This window comes from Anaeromassilibacillus sp. SJQ-5 (assembly GCF_054108045.1).
This window is the reverse complement of sequence record NZ_JBPJWQ010000001.1, coordinates 2,990,986-3,009,339: the sequence shown is the minus strand read 5'-3', so window position 1 is coordinate 3,009,339 and position 18,354 is coordinate 2,990,986. Positions and strand designations below refer to the sequence as shown.

Sequence of the window (18,354 nt, the reverse complement as noted above, 5' to 3'; positions counted from 1 at the left end):
AAAAGTAAAAAGGTTCCGCGCCGGCGGACGGCACGGGGCTCGGAAAGGACAAGAAATTCACATGCTGGACATCAAAATGGTACGCGCCAACCCCGACCTGGTCAAACAGGCCATGAAAACCCGCAATAAGGATATGGACGCGCAGGTGGATCGGGTCATCGCCATCGACGCCGAGCGGCGGGAGCTGTCCGCTAAGGCCGACGGGGTCAAGGCCCGGCAGAACGCCGCGAGCAAGGACATCGCCCGCCTGAAAAAAGAAGGCGGCGACGCATCCGCCATCATGGACGAGATGAAACGCCTGGCCGAGGAGGGCAAGGAGCTGTCCGCCCGCGCCGCGGATCTGGAAACCGAGCAGCGGAATATCCTGCTGTCCATCCCCAATATCCCCCATGCCAGCGTGCCGGTGGGGAAGGACGATACCGAAAACGTGGAACAGCGCCGCTGGGGTGAGCCCCGCGCCTTTGATTTTGAGCCGGAAGCCCACTGGGACATCGGCAAACGCCTGGAGCTCTTCGACCCGGAGGTCGCGGCCAAAATCACCGGCAAGCGTTTCCATGTCTATAAGGGCCTGGGTGCCCGGCTGGAACGCTCCATCATCAACTTCTTCCTCAACACCCATACCGAAAACGGCTATACCGAAATTCTGCCGCCCTTTATGGTCAACCGGGCTTCCATGACCGGCACCGGCCAGCTTCCCAAGTTCGAGGAGGACGCCTTCAAGCTGACCGATCCCGACTATTTCCTCATTCCCACCGCCGAGGTGCCGGTCACCAATATGCATCGGGATGAAATTCTCGACGGCGCCAGCCTGCCCATTAAATACTGCGCGTATTCCGCCTGCTTCCGCGCCGAGGCGGGCAGCGCCGGCCGGGATACCCGCGGCCTTATTCGTCAGCACCAGTTCAATAAGGTGGAGCTCGTCAAGTTTGCCGATCCCGCCACCAGCTATGAGGAACTCGATAAGCTGACCCACGACGCCGAACGGGTGCTGCAGCTGCTGGGCCTGCCCTACCGGGTGGTGGCCCTGTCCACCGGCGACCTGGGCTTCTCCAGTGCCAAAACCTTTGACATCGAGGTGTGGATGCCCTCCTACGGCCGGTATGTCGAAATTTCCAGCTGCTCCAACTTCGAGGACTACCAGGCCCGCCGCGCCGCCATCCGCTTCAAGCGGGACAAGGCCGATAAAGCCCAGCTGGTGCATACCCTCAACGGATCCGGCGTGGCCGTTGGCCGCACCGTGGCCGCTATTCTGGAGAACTACCAGAACGCCGACGGGTCGGTCACCGTCCCTGAGGCGCTGCGCCCCTATATGGGCGTCGACGTCATCCGCTAAACCCTTGCGGGCCATGAAACGTGGCCCGCATTTTTGTCTTTATGTATACGCAACAGGAAATATACTAAAAGTATAAAGGAGAATCCTCATGGAAGAGGCGACGATCGCCAGGGATTACACCTGGCCGGTGAAAATCAGCACCTTCGACGCGGGGCAGGATCAACGTCTGACCCCCGCCGGGCAGCTGCGGCTTCAGCAGGAGATCGGAGAGCTGCATATGCGCACGGGCGGCCTCGGGTATCAAGTGCTCTGCGACGCGGGCATGGCCTTTCTGCTCACCCGCACCAACAGTGTTGTCCATCGCGCGCCCGCCCTCAACGAGGAGGTGGCCCTGCGCACCTGGCACCGGGGCACCCGCGGCGCCCAGTTTTACCGCTGCTATGAATTCCTGGACAAGGCGGGGGAGAAGCTTATCGAAAGCGTCACCGCCTTCGCCCTGGTGGATGTGCGGGATCACCGCCTGCTGCGCCCCGACGCCTTCGAGCCCTACGGCCTGATCACCCAGCCGGAACGTCGCAACGCCTGTCCCGATCCCGCCAAATGGAAGCCGCCCGTCGATATGGCGCCCGTCGGCGACCACGTGGTGCGCTGGTCGGAGGTGGACTGGAACGGCCATTTGAATAACACCATCTATGCCAATTACCTCTGCGATTATCTCCCCGGCGGCATGAAAGGCAAACGCATAACCGGCTTCTCCATCGCCTTTGTCAAGGAGGCGGTGGAAGGGGAGACCCTGCATATGACGGCGGCGCAGCGGGAAGGGGAGGCCTTCGTCACCGGCGCCCATGACCGGGGCGTCTGCTTCGACGCCCGTCTGTCCTTCGTGCCGGAGCCATGACCGCCCCCTATCTCGATCCCGACGCGTTCGACGAGGCCCGGCTGAACGGCCTGGCCGGTCTGCGGCAGCGCCAGGGCATCGGCACCCTTGGGGAACGCAGCCTCCACGCTGTAATGAAATACTGGCTGGATCCCGATGACAGCCATCACGAGATCCGCCTGGAGCGCTGTGTGGCCGACATCTTCGACGGCCGGCAGGTGACGGAAATCCAAACCCGGGGCTTTTCCGCCCTGCGCCCCAAGCTGGAACGCCTGCTCGAAACCTATCCGGTGACGGTGGTGCACCCCTTGACCTGGCACAAAACCCTCGTCTGGGTTGATCCCGCCAGCGGTGAAACCTCCAAGCCCCGCCGATCCCCCAAGACCGGCCACTTCTGGGACGCCGCTCGAGAACTTGTTTATATCCGCGCCCTCCTGGGCCACCCCCGCCTGACGGTGGTGCTGCCTCTCCTCGATATGGAGGAATACCGGCTGACCGACGGCTGGAGCGCCGACGGCAAGAAGGGATCCCACCGGGCCGAGCGGATGCCCACCGCCCTGGGCCCCGTGGCCGTCCTGCGCGAGAAGGCGGATTACGCCAGCCTGCTGCCCCCCGATCTCCCGGAACCGTTCACCACCGCCGATGTCAAACGCGCCTCCCGCCTGAGCCAGAAGGGAACCGGTACGCTGATTAACATATTGTATAATCTGGATGTTATACAACGCACAGGCAAGAAAGGCAACGCCTTTCTTTATCAAAAAGCCCCGTAAATTTACCCTATAGCCGCTTTCTTGACTTTTCAACCGCGCCATAGTATATTTGACTATGGCGCGGATTTTTTATCCCCGCAGGTCAGTTCGAAACCATCCTGACCGGAGCTTCGGCTCCAATCAAAACTATGGAAAGTAGGTCGTATCATGAAAACCCAATCCCCTGTGCGCACCCTGGCGCAGGCGGGGCTGATCGCCGCCATGTACGCGGCGCTGACCCTGCTGCTGCCCGCCCCGTCCTTCGGCATTGTCCAATGCCGCATTTCCGAAATGCTGACCATTCTGGCCGTCTTCACCCCGTCGGCCATCCCCGGCCTGGCCGTGGGCTGCCTGGTCTCCAATCTGGTGGGCCTGGGCATGGGGGCCAATCCCGCCGGCGCGTGGGATTTGTTGTTCGGCCCCCTGGCCACCCTGGCCGCCGCCCTGCTGACCTGGCGGCTGCGGAACCTCCGGGTAAAAGGCGTCCCGGTGCTCGCGTCCCTGCCTCCGGTGGTGATCAACGCCGTGGTGGTGGGCTTGGAGCTGACTCTGGTGTCCCCGGTTTTCACGCCCCAGGTGCTGGCGATCAATATGCTGTCCGTCGGGATCGGGCAGCTACTGGCCTGCACCGTCTGCGGCCTGCTGCTCCACGCCGCGCTGGAGCGTTCCGGCGCCGCCGCCCATCTCTTCGGCCGCCGCGCCCGTATTTAAAACCCGGATTTTAAGGAAAAAGTGTATAAAAACAGCGCCGAAGACTTTCGGCGCTGTTTTCAACAAAAAAGGGCATAAGGAAACGATTTTACACCATCGCCGCAATCACCCAGCACAGGCCGAACAACACCGGCTGGTGCGCAACGTAAATAATCAGCGTGTGCCGCCCCAGCCAGGCGAGCCACCGCGCCCGGCTGACATACATGAACTGGGGGAACCGTCCCTCCTTGGCCCACCGCCCCAGGAAGCTGCCCGCCAGGAACACGAACAGCCAGGGCAGCAGCGGGAAATAATCGGCCCCCTCGCCCAGGCCCAAACCCAGGGGATACAGCCACCCGCAGGCCCGCACGCTCTCCGGTATGGGGAAGGACAGCAGCCCCGGAATGCCGAACTGGCTCCCCCGGTAGCCGGGAACCCACCAGGTGATCAGGGTCAGCACGGCGCAGGCCGCCACCCCCCAAGCCGGCGGAATTTTATCCAGCAGCGGCCGGCACAGAGCGAACAGCAGGATGGACACCGCCAGGAAGTGCAGGATGCCGAACCAAATCATTTCTTTCCGCATGAACACAAAGAGGAACGCGGACATCACGGCGGCCACCGCCAGCAGCAGCCCGCCCCGCTTCCAATTGCTGTGGGACAAGCGGCAGGAGATGCCGCAGATCAGGATGAACAGCCCGGCGAAAAACGGCTCCACCGGGTTAAAAAAGTTAAACAGCCAGGCCGCGGGTCGGAAGCCGAAAAGGTATCCCGCGGTGTAAAACCCGTGAAAAGCCACCATCAGCAACAGATCGAAGCCCCGCACCTCGTCCATGAAATATATCCGGCCCGTCCGGCTATTTGTTTCGGTCAACTGGCATCCCCCCCGCACATTCGAGATGGTCATTAGTATACCACGATTTTCAAAAAACGCCAACAAAACCGAGAGGAGTCCTTCTATATGGAAGAAAAAGCCCTGGTGGGCATGACCCGTGAGGAAAGCCGCACGGTCACGGAGGATCAGCTGGCTTGCCGGGTGGGCAGCGGCACCGCCCGCGTGTTCGCCACCCCCTGCCTGGCCGCGCTGATGGAGGCGGTCTGTATGCATCTCGTGCAGCCCTGCCTCGAGGAGGGGATCGGTACCGTGGGTACCGCCCTGGATATTGTCCACACCGCCGCCACCCCCTTGGGGATGACCGTGACGGTGGAGGCTGTCCTTCTGGAAACCGACGGCCGCCGGTTTACCTTTCACGTCACCGCCCGGGACGAGGCCGGCCCCGTGGGGGAGGGTACGCACCAGCGCTGCACCGTCAAGACTGCCCGCTTCGAGGAAAAAGCCGCCGCCCGCCGCCCCGCCGGGGAATAAGCGAGAGGCGAAACAAGAAGCCCGGGCGTTTCCCCCTAGAGGAAACGCCCAGGCTTTTTTCAGGTGTTGTCTGCGTCGGCAGGCACCCAGTCCGGCCTAGGCACCGTCACCGGCTTACCCGGATTGTCAAAGGATGTTTTGCTGACGAGCCGTAGGGTGTACCAGCCGGTGGTATTGGTCGCGTCGTTGACAACGCCGATGTCCGCCGAGAACGTGTCGATTTCTGTGGACACGTAACCTTCCGGCGTATAGCTTACCTTCATGGTGACGATCAGATTGCGAATTAAGCCGAATTGCTCTTCAAAATACTGGGTATCCTTTTCGGAAAGCTGAAATGTGAAAACGTCCGCGCCGCCTTCTGTAGAATAGCCGAGGATATTACTTTCCTCCAAGGGCGAGAAGCTGGCGTAGTCAAAAGCGGAATCAAAGGCGTCCGGATCAAAAGCGAAGGTCTTGATAGTCCCGTCGGTGTTTTCAAAGACGGACGTCCCGTCGATGTAAATGCTGTGCTGAGACTGGTCGCCTGCCCCGCTGCTGAAATCCGTGGCATATAACTGATGAGTAGACCCGTTTTTATACATTTCATTAGAGGAAGTCACCATCATGAAGGCGTGTCCGTCCACGTTCATTTCCATTTGTATGTGGCCGGTGTAGTGGTAGCTGTCCAGCGCGAAAAACTTCTCCTGGCCCTTCTGATACCGAGCGAGGGCTGCCTTTCCCTGGGCGGACAGCACGAATCGGTTTTCTGTGGGCGTGGTGGTGGGCGGTGGCGTGGGGCTGCCGGTGGGCGCGTTGGTGGGCAGCGTCACCTTGGTGGGGGCGGCGGTTTTTCTGGGGGCGGTGGTTTTCGGCTTGGGCTTCTTGGTGGTGGTTTTCTTTTTGGTGGTCGTGGCGGCCGCTGTCTCGGTGGTGGTCGTGGTGCTTTCCGTGGTCGCCATGGTGGTGGACGGCGCTGTCGCTTCCGTTGTGGCCGCCGCGGAGGACGCCGGCGGCGTGGCCGGCTTGTTGCAAGCGGTCAGCGAAACCGCCAGCAGCGCCGCGAGAAAACCAGCCGCTGCCTTTTTCCTGTTCATCTGTGTTACCCTTCCTTTCAAATCCGGCCTCTGTCCGGTTCTGATGCGTCGGGATAAAAAACCGCAGATTTCTTTCTTTATCCAACGCTTAGTCTAACTATACGCCAGATTTGCCATAAAATCAACTGCAATTTATACGAGAAAAGAAACAAAAAGAGACGTTGACAACCTCTTCCAAATATGATACAATGAGCGTTGCCGCATGTGCCGGGCTTTTATAAGCGATCCCAAATGGGATCCGCCTGAGGACAGCGAGACTGAAGGAAAGCAGGTCTCCCATCATGTACGCCATCATCGAAACCGGCGGCAAGCAGTACAAAGTGCAGAACGGCGACGTTCTGTTCGTGGAAAAGCTGGATGCTGCCGAGGAATCCTCCGTGACCTTTGATAAGGTCGTCGCCCTGCATAACGACAAAGAACTGAAAGTCGGCGCGCCGTACGTCAAGGGCGCCTCCGTGGAAGCGCGGGTCGTCAAGAACGGCAAGGGCAAGAAAATCGCCGTCTTCACCTATAAGCCCAAGAAGGGCTGCAAGCGCGCGCTGGGCCATCGCCAGCCCTACACCAAGGTGCAGGTTGAGGTCATCAACGCCAAAGCTCCCAAGGCCCCCAAAGCGGAACCGGAAGCTGCCGCGGAATAATGACGCGGGCCACCTTCGTCCGAAAGGACGGCCTTCTGTGCGGCTTTACCCTGCGGGGCCACGCCGGCGCGGGCGTGTCGGGGACCGACGTGGTCTGCGCGGCGATTTCCTCCGCCGCCTATCTGGCGGCCAACACCATCACCGAAATCTGCCGCTGCCCGGCCGATACCGAGGCGCGGGACGGGTTTCTCAGGGTGTCGGTGGAGGAACCGGTCGGCTGTCAGGATATTCTCCTGGGGCTGAGGCTGCACCTCGGGCAATTGCAGCAGCAATATCCCCGGCAGTTAGTGGTTGAAACGATAGAAGCGCGCTAGGCGCTTCATCAGGAAAGGAAGGGCATTATCATGTTGAAGATAAACATTCAGCTGTTCGCTCACAAAAAGGGCGTCGGCTCCACCAAAAATGGCCGCGATTCCGAGTCCAAGCGTCTCGGCGTCAAGCGGGCGGACGGGCAGTTTGTTCTGGCCGGCAACATCCTGGTGCGGCAGCGCGGCACCCACATCCATCCCGGCAACAACGTGGGCATCGGTTCGGACGATACCCTGTTCGCCCTGTCGGACGGCGTGGTGCGGTTCGAGCGGGTCGGCAAGGATCGCAAGCGCGTGAGCGTCTACGCGGCCGAAGAATAAGAACTGGAAAATCCCTGCCGCATCCGGCGGGGATTTTTTTATGGTTTTAAGAAACGCTAAGAAGAGCGAAATTGTGCGGTCCCGTGCGGGAATCCGGGCGGTTTTGTTCACTAAAATGCGGAGAAATGTGAAAAAATCGGCGCTGAAAGGCGGGAAAATCCATGTTCGTGGATAAAGCGACCATACGCATCAAGGCGGGAAACGGGGGGAACGGAGCGGTTTCCTTCCACCGGGAGAAATACGTGGCGGCCGGCGGCCCCGACGGCGGCGACGGCGGCCGCGGCGGCAGCGTGGTCTTCGTCCCCCAGGACGGAACCGGCACGCTGGTGGACTTCCGGTATAAACGGAAGTTCGCCGCCGAGGCGGGCCAGCCGGGCGGGGCCAAGCGCTGCTTTGGAAAATCGGGGGCCGACTGCGTCATCCCGGTGCCCCGGGGCACCCTGATTTATGACGACGAAACCGGTCGATTGATGGCCGACATGTCGGGGGACGAGCCCTTTGTGGCGGCCAAGGGCGGCCGGGGCGGCTGGGGCAACAGCCATTTTGCCACCGCCACCCGCCAGGTGCCCCGCTTCGCCAAGCCCGGCGTGCCGGGGGAGGAGAGGACCGTCCGCCTGGAGCTAAAGCTGCTGGCCGACGTGGGGCTGGTGGGCTTCCCCAACGTGGGAAAATCCACCCTGATTTCCGTCGTCAGCGAGGCCAAGCCGGAAATCGCCAACTACCCCTTCACCACCATCACCCCGGTGCTGGGTGTGGTTCGCGTGGAGGAAGGGATCTCCTTCGTCATGGCCGATATCCCCGGCGTGATCGAGGGGGCCAGCGAGGGCGTGGGCCTGGGCCACGAGTTCCTGCGGCACGTGGAACGGTGCCGGATGCTGATCCACGTGGTAGACGTGGCGGGAAGCGAGGGCCGGGATCCCCTGGAGGATTTCGACATCATCAACCGAGAGCTGCAGGCCTTCAACCCCGAGCTGGCCGCCCGGCCCATGATCGTGGCGGGCAACAAGTGCGATTTGGCCACCGACGAGCAGCTGGAGGCCTTTGCCAAGGCCATGGAAGAGAGAGGCTGCGCCTATTTCCCCATGATGGCGGCCATCGCCCACGGCACCAAAGAGGTGGTGGACTGCTGCGCCCGGATGCTGGCCGAGCTGCCGCCCATCCGGGCCTATGAGCCGGAGCCCGAGCCCCTGCCCGACGCGGAGGCCCTGTCCGGCCGGGAGGTGACGGTCACCTGCCATGACGGCGTGTTCTTTGTGGAAGGGGAGTGGCTGCTCCGCCTGATGCAGGGCATCAATTTCGACGATTATGAGAGCCTGCAGTATTTCCAGCGGGTGCTCCAGTCCGCCGGCGTCATCGACGCGCTGGTGAAGACGGGAGTGGCCGAGGGGGATACCGTCAGCCTGTACGATTTTGAATTTGATTTTGTGTTTTAAAAGGAGGACGGGTTATGGGACGGCTGCTGCCGGAGGATGTGGAGCCCCGGAACCTGAGCCCGCTGGCCCTGGCGTTCGTGGGGGACGGCGTGTATGAGCTGATGGTGCGGGAGCGGCTGGTCTGCCAGGCCAACCGCCCGGTCAATGAGCTGCATAAGCAGGCGGTGGCCATGGTGCGCGCCGAGGCCCAGGCCGCGGCCATGGACGCCATTCTCCCCCGGCTGACCGAGGAGGAGGCAGCGGTTTTCCGCCGGGGGCGCAACGCTCACACCGCCCGCAGCGGCGGCGATTATCACCGGGCCACCGGCCTGGAGGCGCTGTTCGGCTATCTGTACCTCCGTGGGGAGACCGACCGGATCCGGGAGCTGTTCGAGGCGGCGTTTTGCGCCGGGGAACAGGAGAATCCACCGGTTTAGGGATAGAACGGGGCCGGAAGGGACATGCTAAGCCTGCAGAAAGGCGGGCTGTGGGATGAGCAAAAGCAAACGGGGAAATCCTTCGCATAGCAAGGCGGGGAGGGCGGTACTGGACGGCGGATTTTACCTGCTGGGCAGCGTTCTGTACGCCCTGTCGGTGAACATCTTCACCGCGCCCAACCAAATCGCCCCCGGTGGGGTCACCGGCGTGGCGACCCTGCTGAATTATGCCTTTCACCTGCCCATCGGCACCATGATTCTGGTCATCAACCTGCCGCTGCTGATTGCCGCCTGGTACAAGTGCGGGGCGGCGTTCACGGTGCGCACCCTGATCGTCACCGTGCTGTCCTCGGCCATCATCGACGGCACCGCCCGGTTTCTGCCCCCCTTCCGGGGAGATAAAATCCTGGTGGCCCTGTTCGGCGGGGTGCTGGCCGGGGCGGGCTTAGGCCTCATCTATCTGCGGGGCGCGACCACGGGGGGCAGCGAGGTGGTGGCCCGCCTGCTGGAGCGCCGCCTGCGCCATATCCCCATTGGCCGGCTGATCCTGCTGGTGGACGCGGTGGTGGTGGCGGCGTCGGCGCTGGTGTACAAGCAGCTGGAAAGCGCGCTGTACGCCATGGTGCTGATTTTCGTTTCCACCAGCATTATGGACGCCATCGTCTACGGCGGAGACACGGGCCGGATGCTGCTGGTCATGTCCCGCAAGGAGGAGCTGCTCTGTCGGAAAATCTTGGAAGAGATGGGGCGGGGGGTGACCTTGCTTAACGCCACCGGGGCCTATACCGGGGAGGACAAGCGGGTGCTGCTCTGCGCCGTGCGCCGCTCGGAGATGTACCAGCTGCGCACCCTGGTGCAGGACTGCGATCCCGATGCCTTTCTCATCGTGGTGTCCACGGAGGAGGTGCTGGGCGAAGGTTTTAAGCGCATCGAACAAAAGCATTGACATCCCGCGGAAAATCGCGTATGATAAAGACAAATCGTTCCATGGGGAACACAAAAGGAGTTGTAGGTATGTCGGTATTGGTTGAGGTGACCTCTGCATAAAACCGCATAGGGGCGTGAGGAAGCTTTTCCGCACGCTGATAGAGAACCTTTCGTGAACTATACGCTTGCGCGATAGCACACTCGACAGGGTGTGCTATTTTTATGCCCCTATGCGGGCGCCGCAGAGTGCAGCCGACGGGAAAGGCTGCTTTCTGCGGCTTTTTTCGTTTTTATAAGATGAGGGTGCGTGACGACAGGACACATAACGACATGGCAAAACGGAAGAAAGGAAGAGAGAATTGCAACTAAGCGATTATGGCTGGTCCCCCGCGATGGCGGCGGGATTGTCCGGCGGGATGCCGGCTCGGGTGACCGCGGTGCACAAGGAACGGTATGAACTGGTGTGTGATCAAGGCGAGGGATACGGGCGGCTGAAAGCCGGCGTGTATTTCAACGGAGGCGGGGAGGCGTTCCCCACCACGGGGGATTTCGTGGAAATTCAGTACAATCCCCAGGGGGACAGCCTGATCCTCCGCACGCTGCCCCGAAGCACCTTCTTTTCCCGGCGGGATCCCACGCCGGGGCGGGGTGAACAGGCGGTGGCCGCCAACTTCGATACCGTGTTTATCCTCCAGTCCCTGAATCATGATTTCAACGAGCGGCGGCTGGAGCGGTACGTGACCCTGGCGTGGCAGTCGGGAGCGGTGCCGGCGGTGGTGCTGACCAAGACGGATCTCACGCAGGATTCCGCCGAGGCGCGCAGGCGGGCGGAACGCCTGGCCGCCGGGGTCGGGGTGTTCACGGTCAGCGCCAAAACTGGGGAGGGGCTGGCCGCGCTGGACGGCTATCTGCGGCCGGGAAAAACCGTCGTGTTTCTCGGCTCCTCCGGCGTGGGCAAGTCCAGCCTGTTGAACGCGCTGGCGGGCGAGGAGCTAATGGAGACGGGCGGCATCCGGGAGGACGACAGCCGAGGCCGCCACACCACCACCCACCGGCAGCTGTTCCGGCTGGACAGCGGGGCGATGGTCATCGACACGCCGGGAATGCGGGAACTGGGTATGTGGGACGTGTCGGAGGGATTATCCGAGGCGTTCACCGATGTACAGGCCCTTCTGGGGCGGTGCCGGTTTTCTGACTGCCGCCATCAACAGGAGCCGGGTTGCGCGGTGCGGGAGGCGCTGGAAACCGGCGTGCTGTCCCCCGAACGCTGGGAGAGCTATCAAAAGCTGAAGCAGGAGGCTCGGTACGCCGACGACAAGGCGGGATATCTGCGGCAGAAACAGCAATGGCACAAGGGTATATCCAAAACCATCCGGCAGATGGAGAAGGAAGGGAGAGTCAAGGAATGAAGCTGACCATACGGCTGGAGAGGCCGGAGGACTACCGGGAGGTGGAGGCGCTGACCCGGGAGGCGTTCTGGGGCGTGTTTCATCCCACCTGCGACGAGCATTACCTGGTGCACAAGCTGCGAAACAGCCGGGACTTTGTGCCCGCGCTGGACATGGTGGCCGAGAGCGACGGCCGGATCGTGGGGCATATCCTGTACACCAAGGCCCGGGTGACCGACGCGGCGGGCCGAGAGAACGAGGTGCTGACCTTCGGGCCGCTGAGCGTCCTGCCCGCCTATTGGAAACGGGGGATCGGCACGGCGCTGATGCGGGCCACCATCGATCGGGCCCGAGAGCTGGGCTACCGAGGGATTGTGATTTTTGGCCATCCCGATTACTATTGCCGGGTAGGGTTCCGGCCTGCCGGTGAGTTCGGCATTGTTACGGGGCAGGGGGATGCCTATGACGCTTTTATGGCGCTGCCGCTGTATCCGGGGGCGCTGGACGGGATCGCCGGTGTTTACCGGGAATCGCCGGATTTCGAGATGGACGAGGCTGCGGCGAAGGCCTTCGACAACACTTTCCCGCCCAAGGCGCCGGCGGACATGGCGCCTATCGACACGCTCCTGAAACGGCTGGCGCCTCCCGCCCGGCGGGCGATCGAGACGCTTAAGCTGCCGGCGCTCAACTGGCTGAGCCGCTTCAGCGGACGGGAGATCCGCGCCCTTGAGGGCATGGACGACGCGGCCATGGAGCAGATAAACGCAGCGCTGCGGGAGCAGGGAATGCCGGAAAAAGAGGAGGGGCGTTCGCCTCTCGACTTCACAACTCGTATAAAAAACGAGAAATATACAAAATAGAAAAAATCCCGCCGGAGAAAGTTCGCTTTCTCTGGCGGGATTATGCATTTACTGAGCGTGTTCGGCCTGCCATTTTTCCGCCGTGGCGGCGGAGGCGGGCTTGATGGTTTCTTTGGGATAGGGGGAGGCGTCCCCACCCAGGCCATAGAGGAAGTAGAATCCCTCGGGGGTCTGGTAAAGCCGTTCCTCATAGCCGGCGGGATCGCCGAACAGGCCGGAGGTAACGGTGCCCAGCAGGGCGGCAGTATCGGTATCGTAGACCTTTTTCCGAACGGTTTTCTGCATCGGTATCTCCTTTTCTCCGGCGAAACGGGGAAGGAGGGCTCCATGTTCGCCGGGGCACGGAGCCGGTTATGTATACAAAGAGGATGTCTCCTATTAGTATATCGTCCCCAAAAACAGAACGCAACCGAAAACCGTCGAATTCTCGGAGGTTGACAGTTTTTCCACCGATACGGTGGCATTTGTGGAAAAATCGGCCGGATAATTCCCGCGCCGGAGCCGCAGGATTTTCCAGGGATCAGGCGCGAATTTCCCGGTAGTTGCCCAGGAAGTGGAAAACCGGCAGTTCCTCCGACAGGGCGCAGAGCAGATCCACCGTGCCGCTGTTGTCCAGGCTGCCCTCGAAATCCAGGTAAAATACGTAGTCAAAATCCCCGTTGCGCAGGGGGCGGCTTTCCAGCTTGGTCAGGTTCAGCCCTTCCATGGCGAAGCGGGCCAGGGTTTTATACAGGGAGCCGGTGACGTTGGGCAGGGTGAAGATCAGGCTGATTTTATCCGCCGCGGGCGGCAGCAGCAGCTGAGAGGACAGGGCGATGAAGCGGGTGATATTGTTGGATACCGACTGTATATTCTCTGCGGCAATTTCCAATCCGTAAATCTCTGCCGCCTGTCGGGAGGAGATGGCGCAGGCGGTGGGATCGCCGCTTTCGGCCACCATACGGGCGGCGGCGGCGGTGTTGCTGTACTGCCGGGGCTCCAGGCCCCGGGCGGCGATGAAATCCGCGCACTGGGACAAGCCCTGGTGGTGGGAATAGACGGCCTTCAGGCGGCGGGGATCCGCGCCGGGCAGGGTGAGCAGGCAATGATGAACAGGCAGCTCCGCCGCCCCCACGATGGAGAGGCGATGCTGCATGAGCAGGTCATAGTTTTCATGCACGGATCCGGTGGAGGAATTCTCCACCGGCAGAATGCCGTAATCGGCCCGGCCCTCCCGCACAGCCTCCACCACGTCGGCGAAGGAGGGGACGAAGAGGGGGCGGCTGTCCGCGTCCTTGGTGAAGGGGAAAAGAATGCCGGCCGCCTCGTCGGCATAGGCACCGGCGCAGCCGGCGCAGGCCACCCGGGCGGGGATGTCGGTCACCGGACGGCGGGGGGCCTGCCCGATGGCGGCGCGCAGGGCTTTGCCGGCGGACAGCTTCCGATGCTGGAGGGCGCGGGAGGTGTCCATCATGGTGGAGAACACCACCGCCGCCGCCCCGGGGAAACCGGCGCCCCGTTGGTCATACCGGGCAGCAGCGCGGCGCACCCCGTCCAGCACCTGCTTTTCCCTCTCCTCATTGAGCACGGGGAGGTGATGCGCCGCCTTATAGGCAGCCACCTGCAGGGAACAATCCATCCGGCGGCAGAGCAGGGCGACCAGCTCGTCGTCCAGACGGTCGATTTCGGCACGGATATCGGCGAGTTCCATGGGCGGATAATCCCCTTTCAATCAATCGGCGCAGTGATCCGGAATGGCCTCGGTCTCCAGAATATCCAGCAGGCCCAGGGCCAGGGCGGCTTCCGCCACCGGGAGGGCGCGGGGGACGATGCAGGGATCGTGCCGCCCCTTGACAACCAGCTCCGCCTCCCGGCCCGCGACCAGATCCACGGTCCTCTGCGGCTGGCCGATGGAGGCGGTGGGCTTGACGGCCAGACGGACAATGAGAGGCATGCCGCTGGTGATGCCGCCGAGAATGCCGCCGTTGTGGTTGCTGGTGGTCACCACCCGGCCGGACGCGTCGTAGGCATAAGGGTCGTTGGCCTGGCTGCCCCGCATACCGGCGAGGGCGAAGCCGTCCCCGAACTCTACCCCCTTGATCGCCGGAATACCGAAGAACAGGGGAGCCAGCCGGTTCTCCACCCCATCGAACATGGGGGAGCCGAGGCCGGCGGGCAGGCCGACGGCGGCTATTTCCACCACGCCGCCCACGCTGTCCGCTGCCATCCGGGCGGCCTCCACGGCGTTTCGCATGGCGGGCTCCGCCTTGGCGCGCAGGAGGGAGAAGGGGCGGGCGGCCAGCTCCTCCAGCAGCTGGGAGGAGAGGTTCACGGGATCGAAAGCCTCGTCGGCGGCGTCGGCGATGCGCAGAATATGGCCGCCGACGCTTACCCCCCGCCGGCGCAGGATTTGGCGGCAGACGGCCCCGGCGAACACCAGGGGGGCGGTGAGTCGGCCACTGAAATGGCCGCCGCCCCGCACGTCGTTATACCCGCTGTACCGGACGTGGCCGGTGAAATCGGCGTGGCCGGGGCGGGGGAGGATCTCGAGATTCTGATAGTCCCCCGAACGCTGGTTCTCGTTGCGGATGACCATGGCCAGGGGGGCGCCGGTGGTGCGGCCGTTCAGGGTGCCGGACAAGATAGCGGGGATATCGCTCTCCAGGCGAGTGGTGGCGGTTTTGTCCCGGCCGGGGGCGCGGCGGGCCATCTGGACGTGGATTTCCTCCATGTCCAGGGCCTCCCCGGCGGGCAGGCCGTCCAGAACGCAGCCGATGGCTTCGCCGTGGCTCTCCCCGAAAATGGAGAGGCGCACCCGGTTACCGATGGTCGATGACATGCGCGGTTCCTCCTATCGCTCGATAGTCTTCAAAAAAGGCGGGCCAGCTTTTGGCCACGCTTTGGGCGTCGGTGACGGTGACGGGGGCTTCGCAGCCCAGTGCCGCCATGGACAGGGCCATGACGATGCGGTGATCGTTGTATCCTTCCGCCCGGCCGCCGGCCAGTCGGGAAACGCCGGTAATGGTCAGGGAATCGGGGCCCTCCTCCACCCGGCCGCCCAGGCGGCGGATGCCGTCGGCCACGGCGGCCAGGCGGTCGCTTTCTTTCAAACGCAGGCGCGCCGCGCCGGTGATGTGGGTGACCCCGTCGGCCAGGGCGGCGGTGACGGCCAGGACGGGCACCAGATCCGGAATCTGGGCCGCGTCGATGTCGATGCCGTGCAGAGGGGCCTTCCGGCAGACGATGCGGCCGGGCGCCTCCTCGACGGCGGCGCCGAAGCGGCGGAACAGCGAAAGGGCTTCCCGATCCCCCTGGGCGGAGGCGGGGTTCAGCCCGGTGAGGGTGACCTCCCCGCCCAGGGCCCCGGCGGCCAGCAAAAAGGCGGCCTGCGACCAGTCGCTTTCCACCGCCGTGTCCAGGGGCCGATAGGTCTGGGAGCCGGGGATGAACCAGCCGTCCTCCAGGGGTTCCACCCGGATACCGGCCTGCCGCAGCACCTGGAGGGTCATATCCACATAGCCCGCCGATTCCAGCGGGGTGGTCAGGCGGATGCGGCTGTCCTCCCGGCAGAGGGGGAGGGCGAAGAGCAGGCCGGTGATGAACTGGCTGGACACGTCGCCGGGCAGGGCGAAGTCCCCGCCGGTCAGCCGGCCGGTAACGGTTAGGGGCAGGCCGGAGGCGGCCGAGAGGGTCACCCCGTGGGGGGGCAGACAGTCGGCGTACACCCCCAGAGGGCGCTCCGGCAGCCGGCCGTGGCCGGTGAAGACGGCGGGAATACCCCGGGCGGCGTACAGGGGAATGAGAAAGCGCAGGGTGGATCCGCTCTCGCCGCAGTCCACCGGCAGGGGGGAGGGCGAAGAGGACGGGGGAGCGGGGGCGAAACAGGCGGCGTCCCCGTCCAGACGCACGGACACGCCGAGGCCCCGCACGGCCCGGAGGGTGGCCTCCATGTCGGCGGAAAGGCTGAGGCCTCGCACCCGGCCTTCACCGGCCAGGGCCGCGGCGATCAGCAGCCGGTGGGCGGCGGATTTGGAGGGCGGGGGCGTCAGGGTTCCCCGGATGACGGAGGGAGAGATGACGGCGAGGAACATGGCGGGACTCCTTTCATTGTGTCAGCCGCCCAGGAAGGCGGGCAGCTCCGACAGGGGGAGACGGTGAATAAACGCGTCCCCGATGGAGCGAAGCAGCACCAGGTCGATGGCCGCGCCGGTGCGCTTCTTATCCATGGCCACAGCGGGAAGATAATCGGCTGGGGCCGCCGGGTCGCTTACCGGCAGGCCGTAGGCCTCCAGCACAGGCAGCAGGCGATCCAGGGTGCCGGGGGCGGTGAGGCCCGTCCGTTCGGAGGCGGCGGTGATGGCGGCCATGCCCAGGGCGACGGCCCGGCCGTGGGTCAGGCCGGTGTAGTGGTAATAGGTTTCCAGCGCGTGACCCAGGGTATGGCCGAAATTGAGCAGCTTGCGCTCCCCGGTTTCGGTCTCGTCCCGTTCGACCACCCCCTGCTTGATGGCGATGGCCCGCACGACGGTGGCCTCTCGCCGGGCGGGGGACAGGGCGTCCCCGGCTTCCAGGGCGGCGAACAGCTCCTTATCCAGGATGCAGCCGGCCTTGATGATTTCGGCCATGCCGTCGGTGAGAAAGGAGGGAGGCAGGCTGTCCAGGACGGAGAGATCGGCCAGCACCCGGGCGGGCTGCCGAAAGGCGCCCACCAGGTTCTTTCCCTGGGGGATATCCACGCCGGTTTTCCCGCCCACCGAGGAGTCCACCTGGGCCAGCAGGGAGGTGGGGATCTGGACGAAATCGACGCCCCGCAGCCAGGTGGCGGCGGCGAAGCCGGTCATATCCCCCGTTACGCCCCCGCCCAGGGCCACCAGCAGGTCGCTGCGGGTGAGGTTCTCCTCCGCCAGCTTGGCGTAAATCCGGGCGATGGTATCCAGGCGTTTCTGCTCCTCCCCGGCGGGGAAGGTGAACGCCGACACGGTATAGCCCGCGCTTTCCAGGGAGCGGGCGACCTGCCCGGCGTACAGGGGATAGACGTTGGAATCGGTAACGATGAGGGCGCGAACACCCCGGGGATTGACCTCGCGGCAGAGGGGGCCGGCCTGCTGGAGCAGGCCGTCGCCCACGAAAATGTCATAGGCACGGCTGCGGGTATGGACGGACAGGGTGGTCATGGCGTTCGATCCTTTCTATGCTCCGGAAGGGGCGGCAGGGCGCCGTCGGCCTCTTCCTTGCGTTCCCGGCCTGCCCGCAGCAGGGCGGTCAGCGCCTGCCGATCCCCGGCGGCCACGGCGTCGCGGCAGGCTTGCAGGCGCTCCATCAGCCCGTCGATTTCGGCGCAGAGATCCGCCTGGTTGAGAAGGAAAAGCTGGGCCCACAGCGTTTCATCCACGGAGGCGACGCGGGAAACATCCCGGTAGCTACCCGCCGAAAAGCCGGCGTGGTAGAGGCAGCAGGGGGATTTGACATACGCGCCGGCCAGCACATGGGGCAGCTGGCTGGTGAAAGCGATCATCCGGTCGTGATGGGCCGGGGTGGTGACGGTCATGCGGGCGCAGCCCAGCTGGGCGGCCAGCTCCTTCATCCCGTCCACCACGGCGGCGGGGGTGGACGGGGTGGGGGTGAGGATGTAGCAGGCCCCCTCGAACAGGGCGGCGTCGGCGTTGTCGAACCCGCCTTTTTCCTTGCCCGCCATGGGGTGGCCGCCGATGAAGGTCAGGCCCGCCGCCTCGCATAGGGCGGCGGCGGGTTCTACAATGGCCTGCTTGACGCCGCAGACGTCGGTGACCACGGCCCCCGGCTTGATGGCGGCGGCATTGTCCCGCAGAAAGGCCAAGGCGGCCTCGGGCGGGAGGGCCAGGATGACGAGATCCGCGTGGGCCAGCAGCTCGGCGCCGCCGGCCTTGTCCACGGCGCTGCGCTTGAGGGCGTTCATGAGGGTGACGGGATCGCTGTCCAGGCCGTAGAGGATATAGCGGCTGCTGCGCCGCAGGGCGAGGGCCATGCTGCCTCCGATGAGGCCCAGGCCGACGATGGCGATGGTTTTTTTATTCATACGC

The 18,354-nt window shown here is 63.8% G+C and carries 21 protein-coding genes; 13 read left to right on the top strand and 8 right to left on the bottom strand.

The features are described 5' to 3' along the window. Nucleotides 1-61 precede the first annotated feature (61 nt). From serS to ACSAMM_RS12860, 4 genes are all read left to right on the top strand, one after another. A complete protein-coding gene (serS, locus tag ACSAMM_RS12875; RefSeq protein WP_457791742.1) occupies nucleotides 62-1,333 on the top strand; it encodes a serine--tRNA ligase in 1,272 nt (423 codons plus the stop codon). 88 nt (nucleotides 1,334-1,421) lie between these two features. Next, nucleotides 1,422-2,171: an acyl-[acyl-carrier-protein] thioesterase gene (locus ACSAMM_RS12870; RefSeq protein ID WP_457791740.1), complete on the top strand. Its 750-nt coding sequence runs from the start codon at nucleotides 1,422-1,424 to the stop codon at nucleotides 2,169-2,171. Continuing rightward, nucleotides 2,168-2,920, top strand: a complete 753-nt coding sequence (locus ACSAMM_RS12865) for a hypothetical protein (protein WP_457791737.1) — start codon at nucleotides 2,168-2,170, stop codon at nucleotides 2,918-2,920. The genes ACSAMM_RS12870 and ACSAMM_RS12865 overlap by 4 nt, the downstream gene beginning before the upstream one ends. 147 nt (nucleotides 2,921-3,067) lie before the next feature. Then, nucleotides 3,068-3,610 (top strand): QueT transporter family protein, encoded by a 543-nt coding sequence (locus ACSAMM_RS12860; RefSeq protein WP_178724677.1) that lies wholly within the window; start codon nucleotides 3,068-3,070, stop codon nucleotides 3,608-3,610. Nucleotides 3,611-3,698: 88 nt separating this feature from the next. Here the strand turns inward: ACSAMM_RS12860 and ACSAMM_RS12855 are convergent, their stop codons facing one another. Next, nucleotides 3,699-4,460, bottom strand: coding sequence for a heparan-alpha-glucosaminide N-acetyltransferase (locus ACSAMM_RS12855; RefSeq protein ID WP_457791736.1), 762 nt, complete (start codon nucleotides 4,458-4,460; stop codon nucleotides 3,699-3,701). An 87-nt stretch (nucleotides 4,461-4,547) separates the two neighbouring features. Between ACSAMM_RS12855 and ACSAMM_RS12850 the strand changes: the two genes are divergently transcribed. Beyond that, on the top strand, nucleotides 4,548-4,952 hold the full coding sequence (locus tag ACSAMM_RS12850) for a thioesterase family protein (RefSeq protein ID WP_457791734.1): 405 nt from the start codon (nucleotides 4,548-4,550) through the stop codon (nucleotides 4,950-4,952). Between the two features lie 59 nt (nucleotides 4,953-5,011). On the opposite strand, the gene ACSAMM_RS12845 is transcribed toward ACSAMM_RS12850, so the two are convergent. Continuing rightward, nucleotides 5,012-6,025, bottom strand: coding sequence for a hypothetical protein (locus ACSAMM_RS12845; RefSeq protein WP_457791733.1), 1,014 nt, complete (start codon nucleotides 6,023-6,025; stop codon nucleotides 5,012-5,014). Nucleotides 6,026-6,306: 281 nt separating this feature from the next. Here ACSAMM_RS12845 and rplU point away from each other — a divergent pair, with 281 nt between their 5' ends. From rplU to ACSAMM_RS12805, 8 genes are all read left to right on the top strand, one after another. Next, entirely contained in the window at nucleotides 6,307-6,663 is a 357-nt protein-coding gene (gene rplU / locus ACSAMM_RS12840; RefSeq protein WP_178724684.1) for a 50S ribosomal protein L21, read from the top strand. Further along, entirely contained in the window at nucleotides 6,663-6,977 is a 315-nt protein-coding gene (locus ACSAMM_RS12835; protein ID WP_178724686.1) for a ribosomal-processing cysteine protease Prp, read from the top strand. Before rplU ends, ACSAMM_RS12835 begins: the two co-directional genes overlap by 1 nt. A 30-nt stretch (nucleotides 6,978-7,007) precedes the next feature. Continuing rightward, on the top strand, nucleotides 7,008-7,292 hold the full coding sequence (gene rpmA / locus ACSAMM_RS12830; RefSeq protein ID WP_178724688.1) for a 50S ribosomal protein L27: 285 nt from the start codon (nucleotides 7,008-7,010) through the stop codon (nucleotides 7,290-7,292). Nucleotides 7,293-7,453: 161 nt separating this feature from the next. Beyond that, nucleotides 7,454-8,725 carry a GTPase ObgE gene (gene obgE, locus ACSAMM_RS12825; RefSeq protein ID WP_457791730.1) on the top strand — a complete coding sequence of 424 codons (1,272 nt, stop codon included), beginning with the start codon at nucleotides 7,454-7,456 and terminating at the stop codon, nucleotides 8,723-8,725. 14 nt (nucleotides 8,726-8,739) lie between these two features. After that, complete coding sequence (locus ACSAMM_RS12820) at nucleotides 8,740-9,141, top strand: Mini-ribonuclease 3 (protein ID WP_457791728.1); 402 nt, start codon at nucleotides 8,740-8,742, stop codon at nucleotides 9,139-9,141. A gap of 55 nt (nucleotides 9,142-9,196) precedes the next feature. Further along, complete coding sequence (locus tag ACSAMM_RS12815; protein WP_178724694.1) at nucleotides 9,197-10,087, top strand: YitT family protein; 891 nt, start codon at nucleotides 9,197-9,199, stop codon at nucleotides 10,085-10,087. Between the two features lie 340 nt (nucleotides 10,088-10,427). Next, the gene (gene rsgA / locus ACSAMM_RS12810; RefSeq protein ID WP_457791726.1) at nucleotides 10,428-11,477 is read left to right on the top strand and encodes a ribosome small subunit-dependent GTPase A; all 1,050 of its coding nucleotides are present in this window, start codon (nucleotides 10,428-10,430) and stop codon (nucleotides 11,475-11,477) included. Continuing rightward, on the top strand, nucleotides 11,474-12,316 hold the full coding sequence (locus ACSAMM_RS12805; RefSeq protein ID WP_457791724.1) for a GNAT family N-acetyltransferase: 843 nt from the start codon (nucleotides 11,474-11,476) through the stop codon (nucleotides 12,314-12,316). The genes rsgA and ACSAMM_RS12805 overlap by 4 nt, the downstream gene beginning before the upstream one ends. Before the next feature lie 48 nt (nucleotides 12,317-12,364). Here the strand turns inward: ACSAMM_RS12805 and ACSAMM_RS12800 are convergent, their stop codons facing one another. The 6 genes from ACSAMM_RS12800 to ACSAMM_RS12775 all read right to left on the bottom strand — a co-directional run bounded on the left by ACSAMM_RS12800 (nucleotide 12,365) and on the right by ACSAMM_RS12775 (nucleotide 18,350). Further along, nucleotides 12,365-12,601 carry a hypothetical protein gene (locus ACSAMM_RS12800; protein ID WP_178724702.1) on the bottom strand — a complete coding sequence of 79 codons (237 nt, stop codon included), beginning with the start codon at nucleotides 12,599-12,601 and terminating at the stop codon, nucleotides 12,365-12,367. A 235-nt stretch (nucleotides 12,602-12,836) separates the two neighbouring features. Continuing rightward, on the bottom strand, nucleotides 12,837-14,006 hold the full coding sequence (gene pheA / locus ACSAMM_RS12795; RefSeq protein ID WP_457791722.1) for a prephenate dehydratase: 1,170 nt from the start codon (nucleotides 14,004-14,006) through the stop codon (nucleotides 12,837-12,839). 21 nt (nucleotides 14,007-14,027) lie between these two features. Next, nucleotides 14,028-15,134, bottom strand: coding sequence for a chorismate synthase (gene aroC / locus ACSAMM_RS12790; protein WP_457791721.1), 1,107 nt, complete (start codon nucleotides 15,132-15,134; stop codon nucleotides 14,028-14,030). Continuing rightward, nucleotides 15,115-16,386 (bottom strand): 3-phosphoshikimate 1-carboxyvinyltransferase, encoded by a 1,272-nt coding sequence (gene aroA / locus ACSAMM_RS12785; protein WP_457791719.1) that lies wholly within the window; start codon nucleotides 16,384-16,386, stop codon nucleotides 15,115-15,117. The genes aroC and aroA overlap by 20 nt, the downstream gene beginning before the upstream one ends. A 21-nt stretch (nucleotides 16,387-16,407) precedes the next feature. Further along, on the bottom strand, nucleotides 16,408-17,469 hold the full coding sequence (aroB, locus tag ACSAMM_RS12780) for a 3-dehydroquinate synthase (RefSeq protein WP_457791718.1): 1,062 nt from the start codon (nucleotides 17,467-17,469) through the stop codon (nucleotides 16,408-16,410). Further along, nucleotides 17,466-18,350, bottom strand: coding sequence for a prephenate dehydrogenase (locus ACSAMM_RS12775; protein WP_457791717.1), 885 nt, complete (start codon nucleotides 18,348-18,350; stop codon nucleotides 17,466-17,468). The genes aroB and ACSAMM_RS12775 overlap by 4 nt, the downstream gene beginning before the upstream one ends. Nucleotides 18,351-18,354 lie beyond the last annotated feature (4 nt).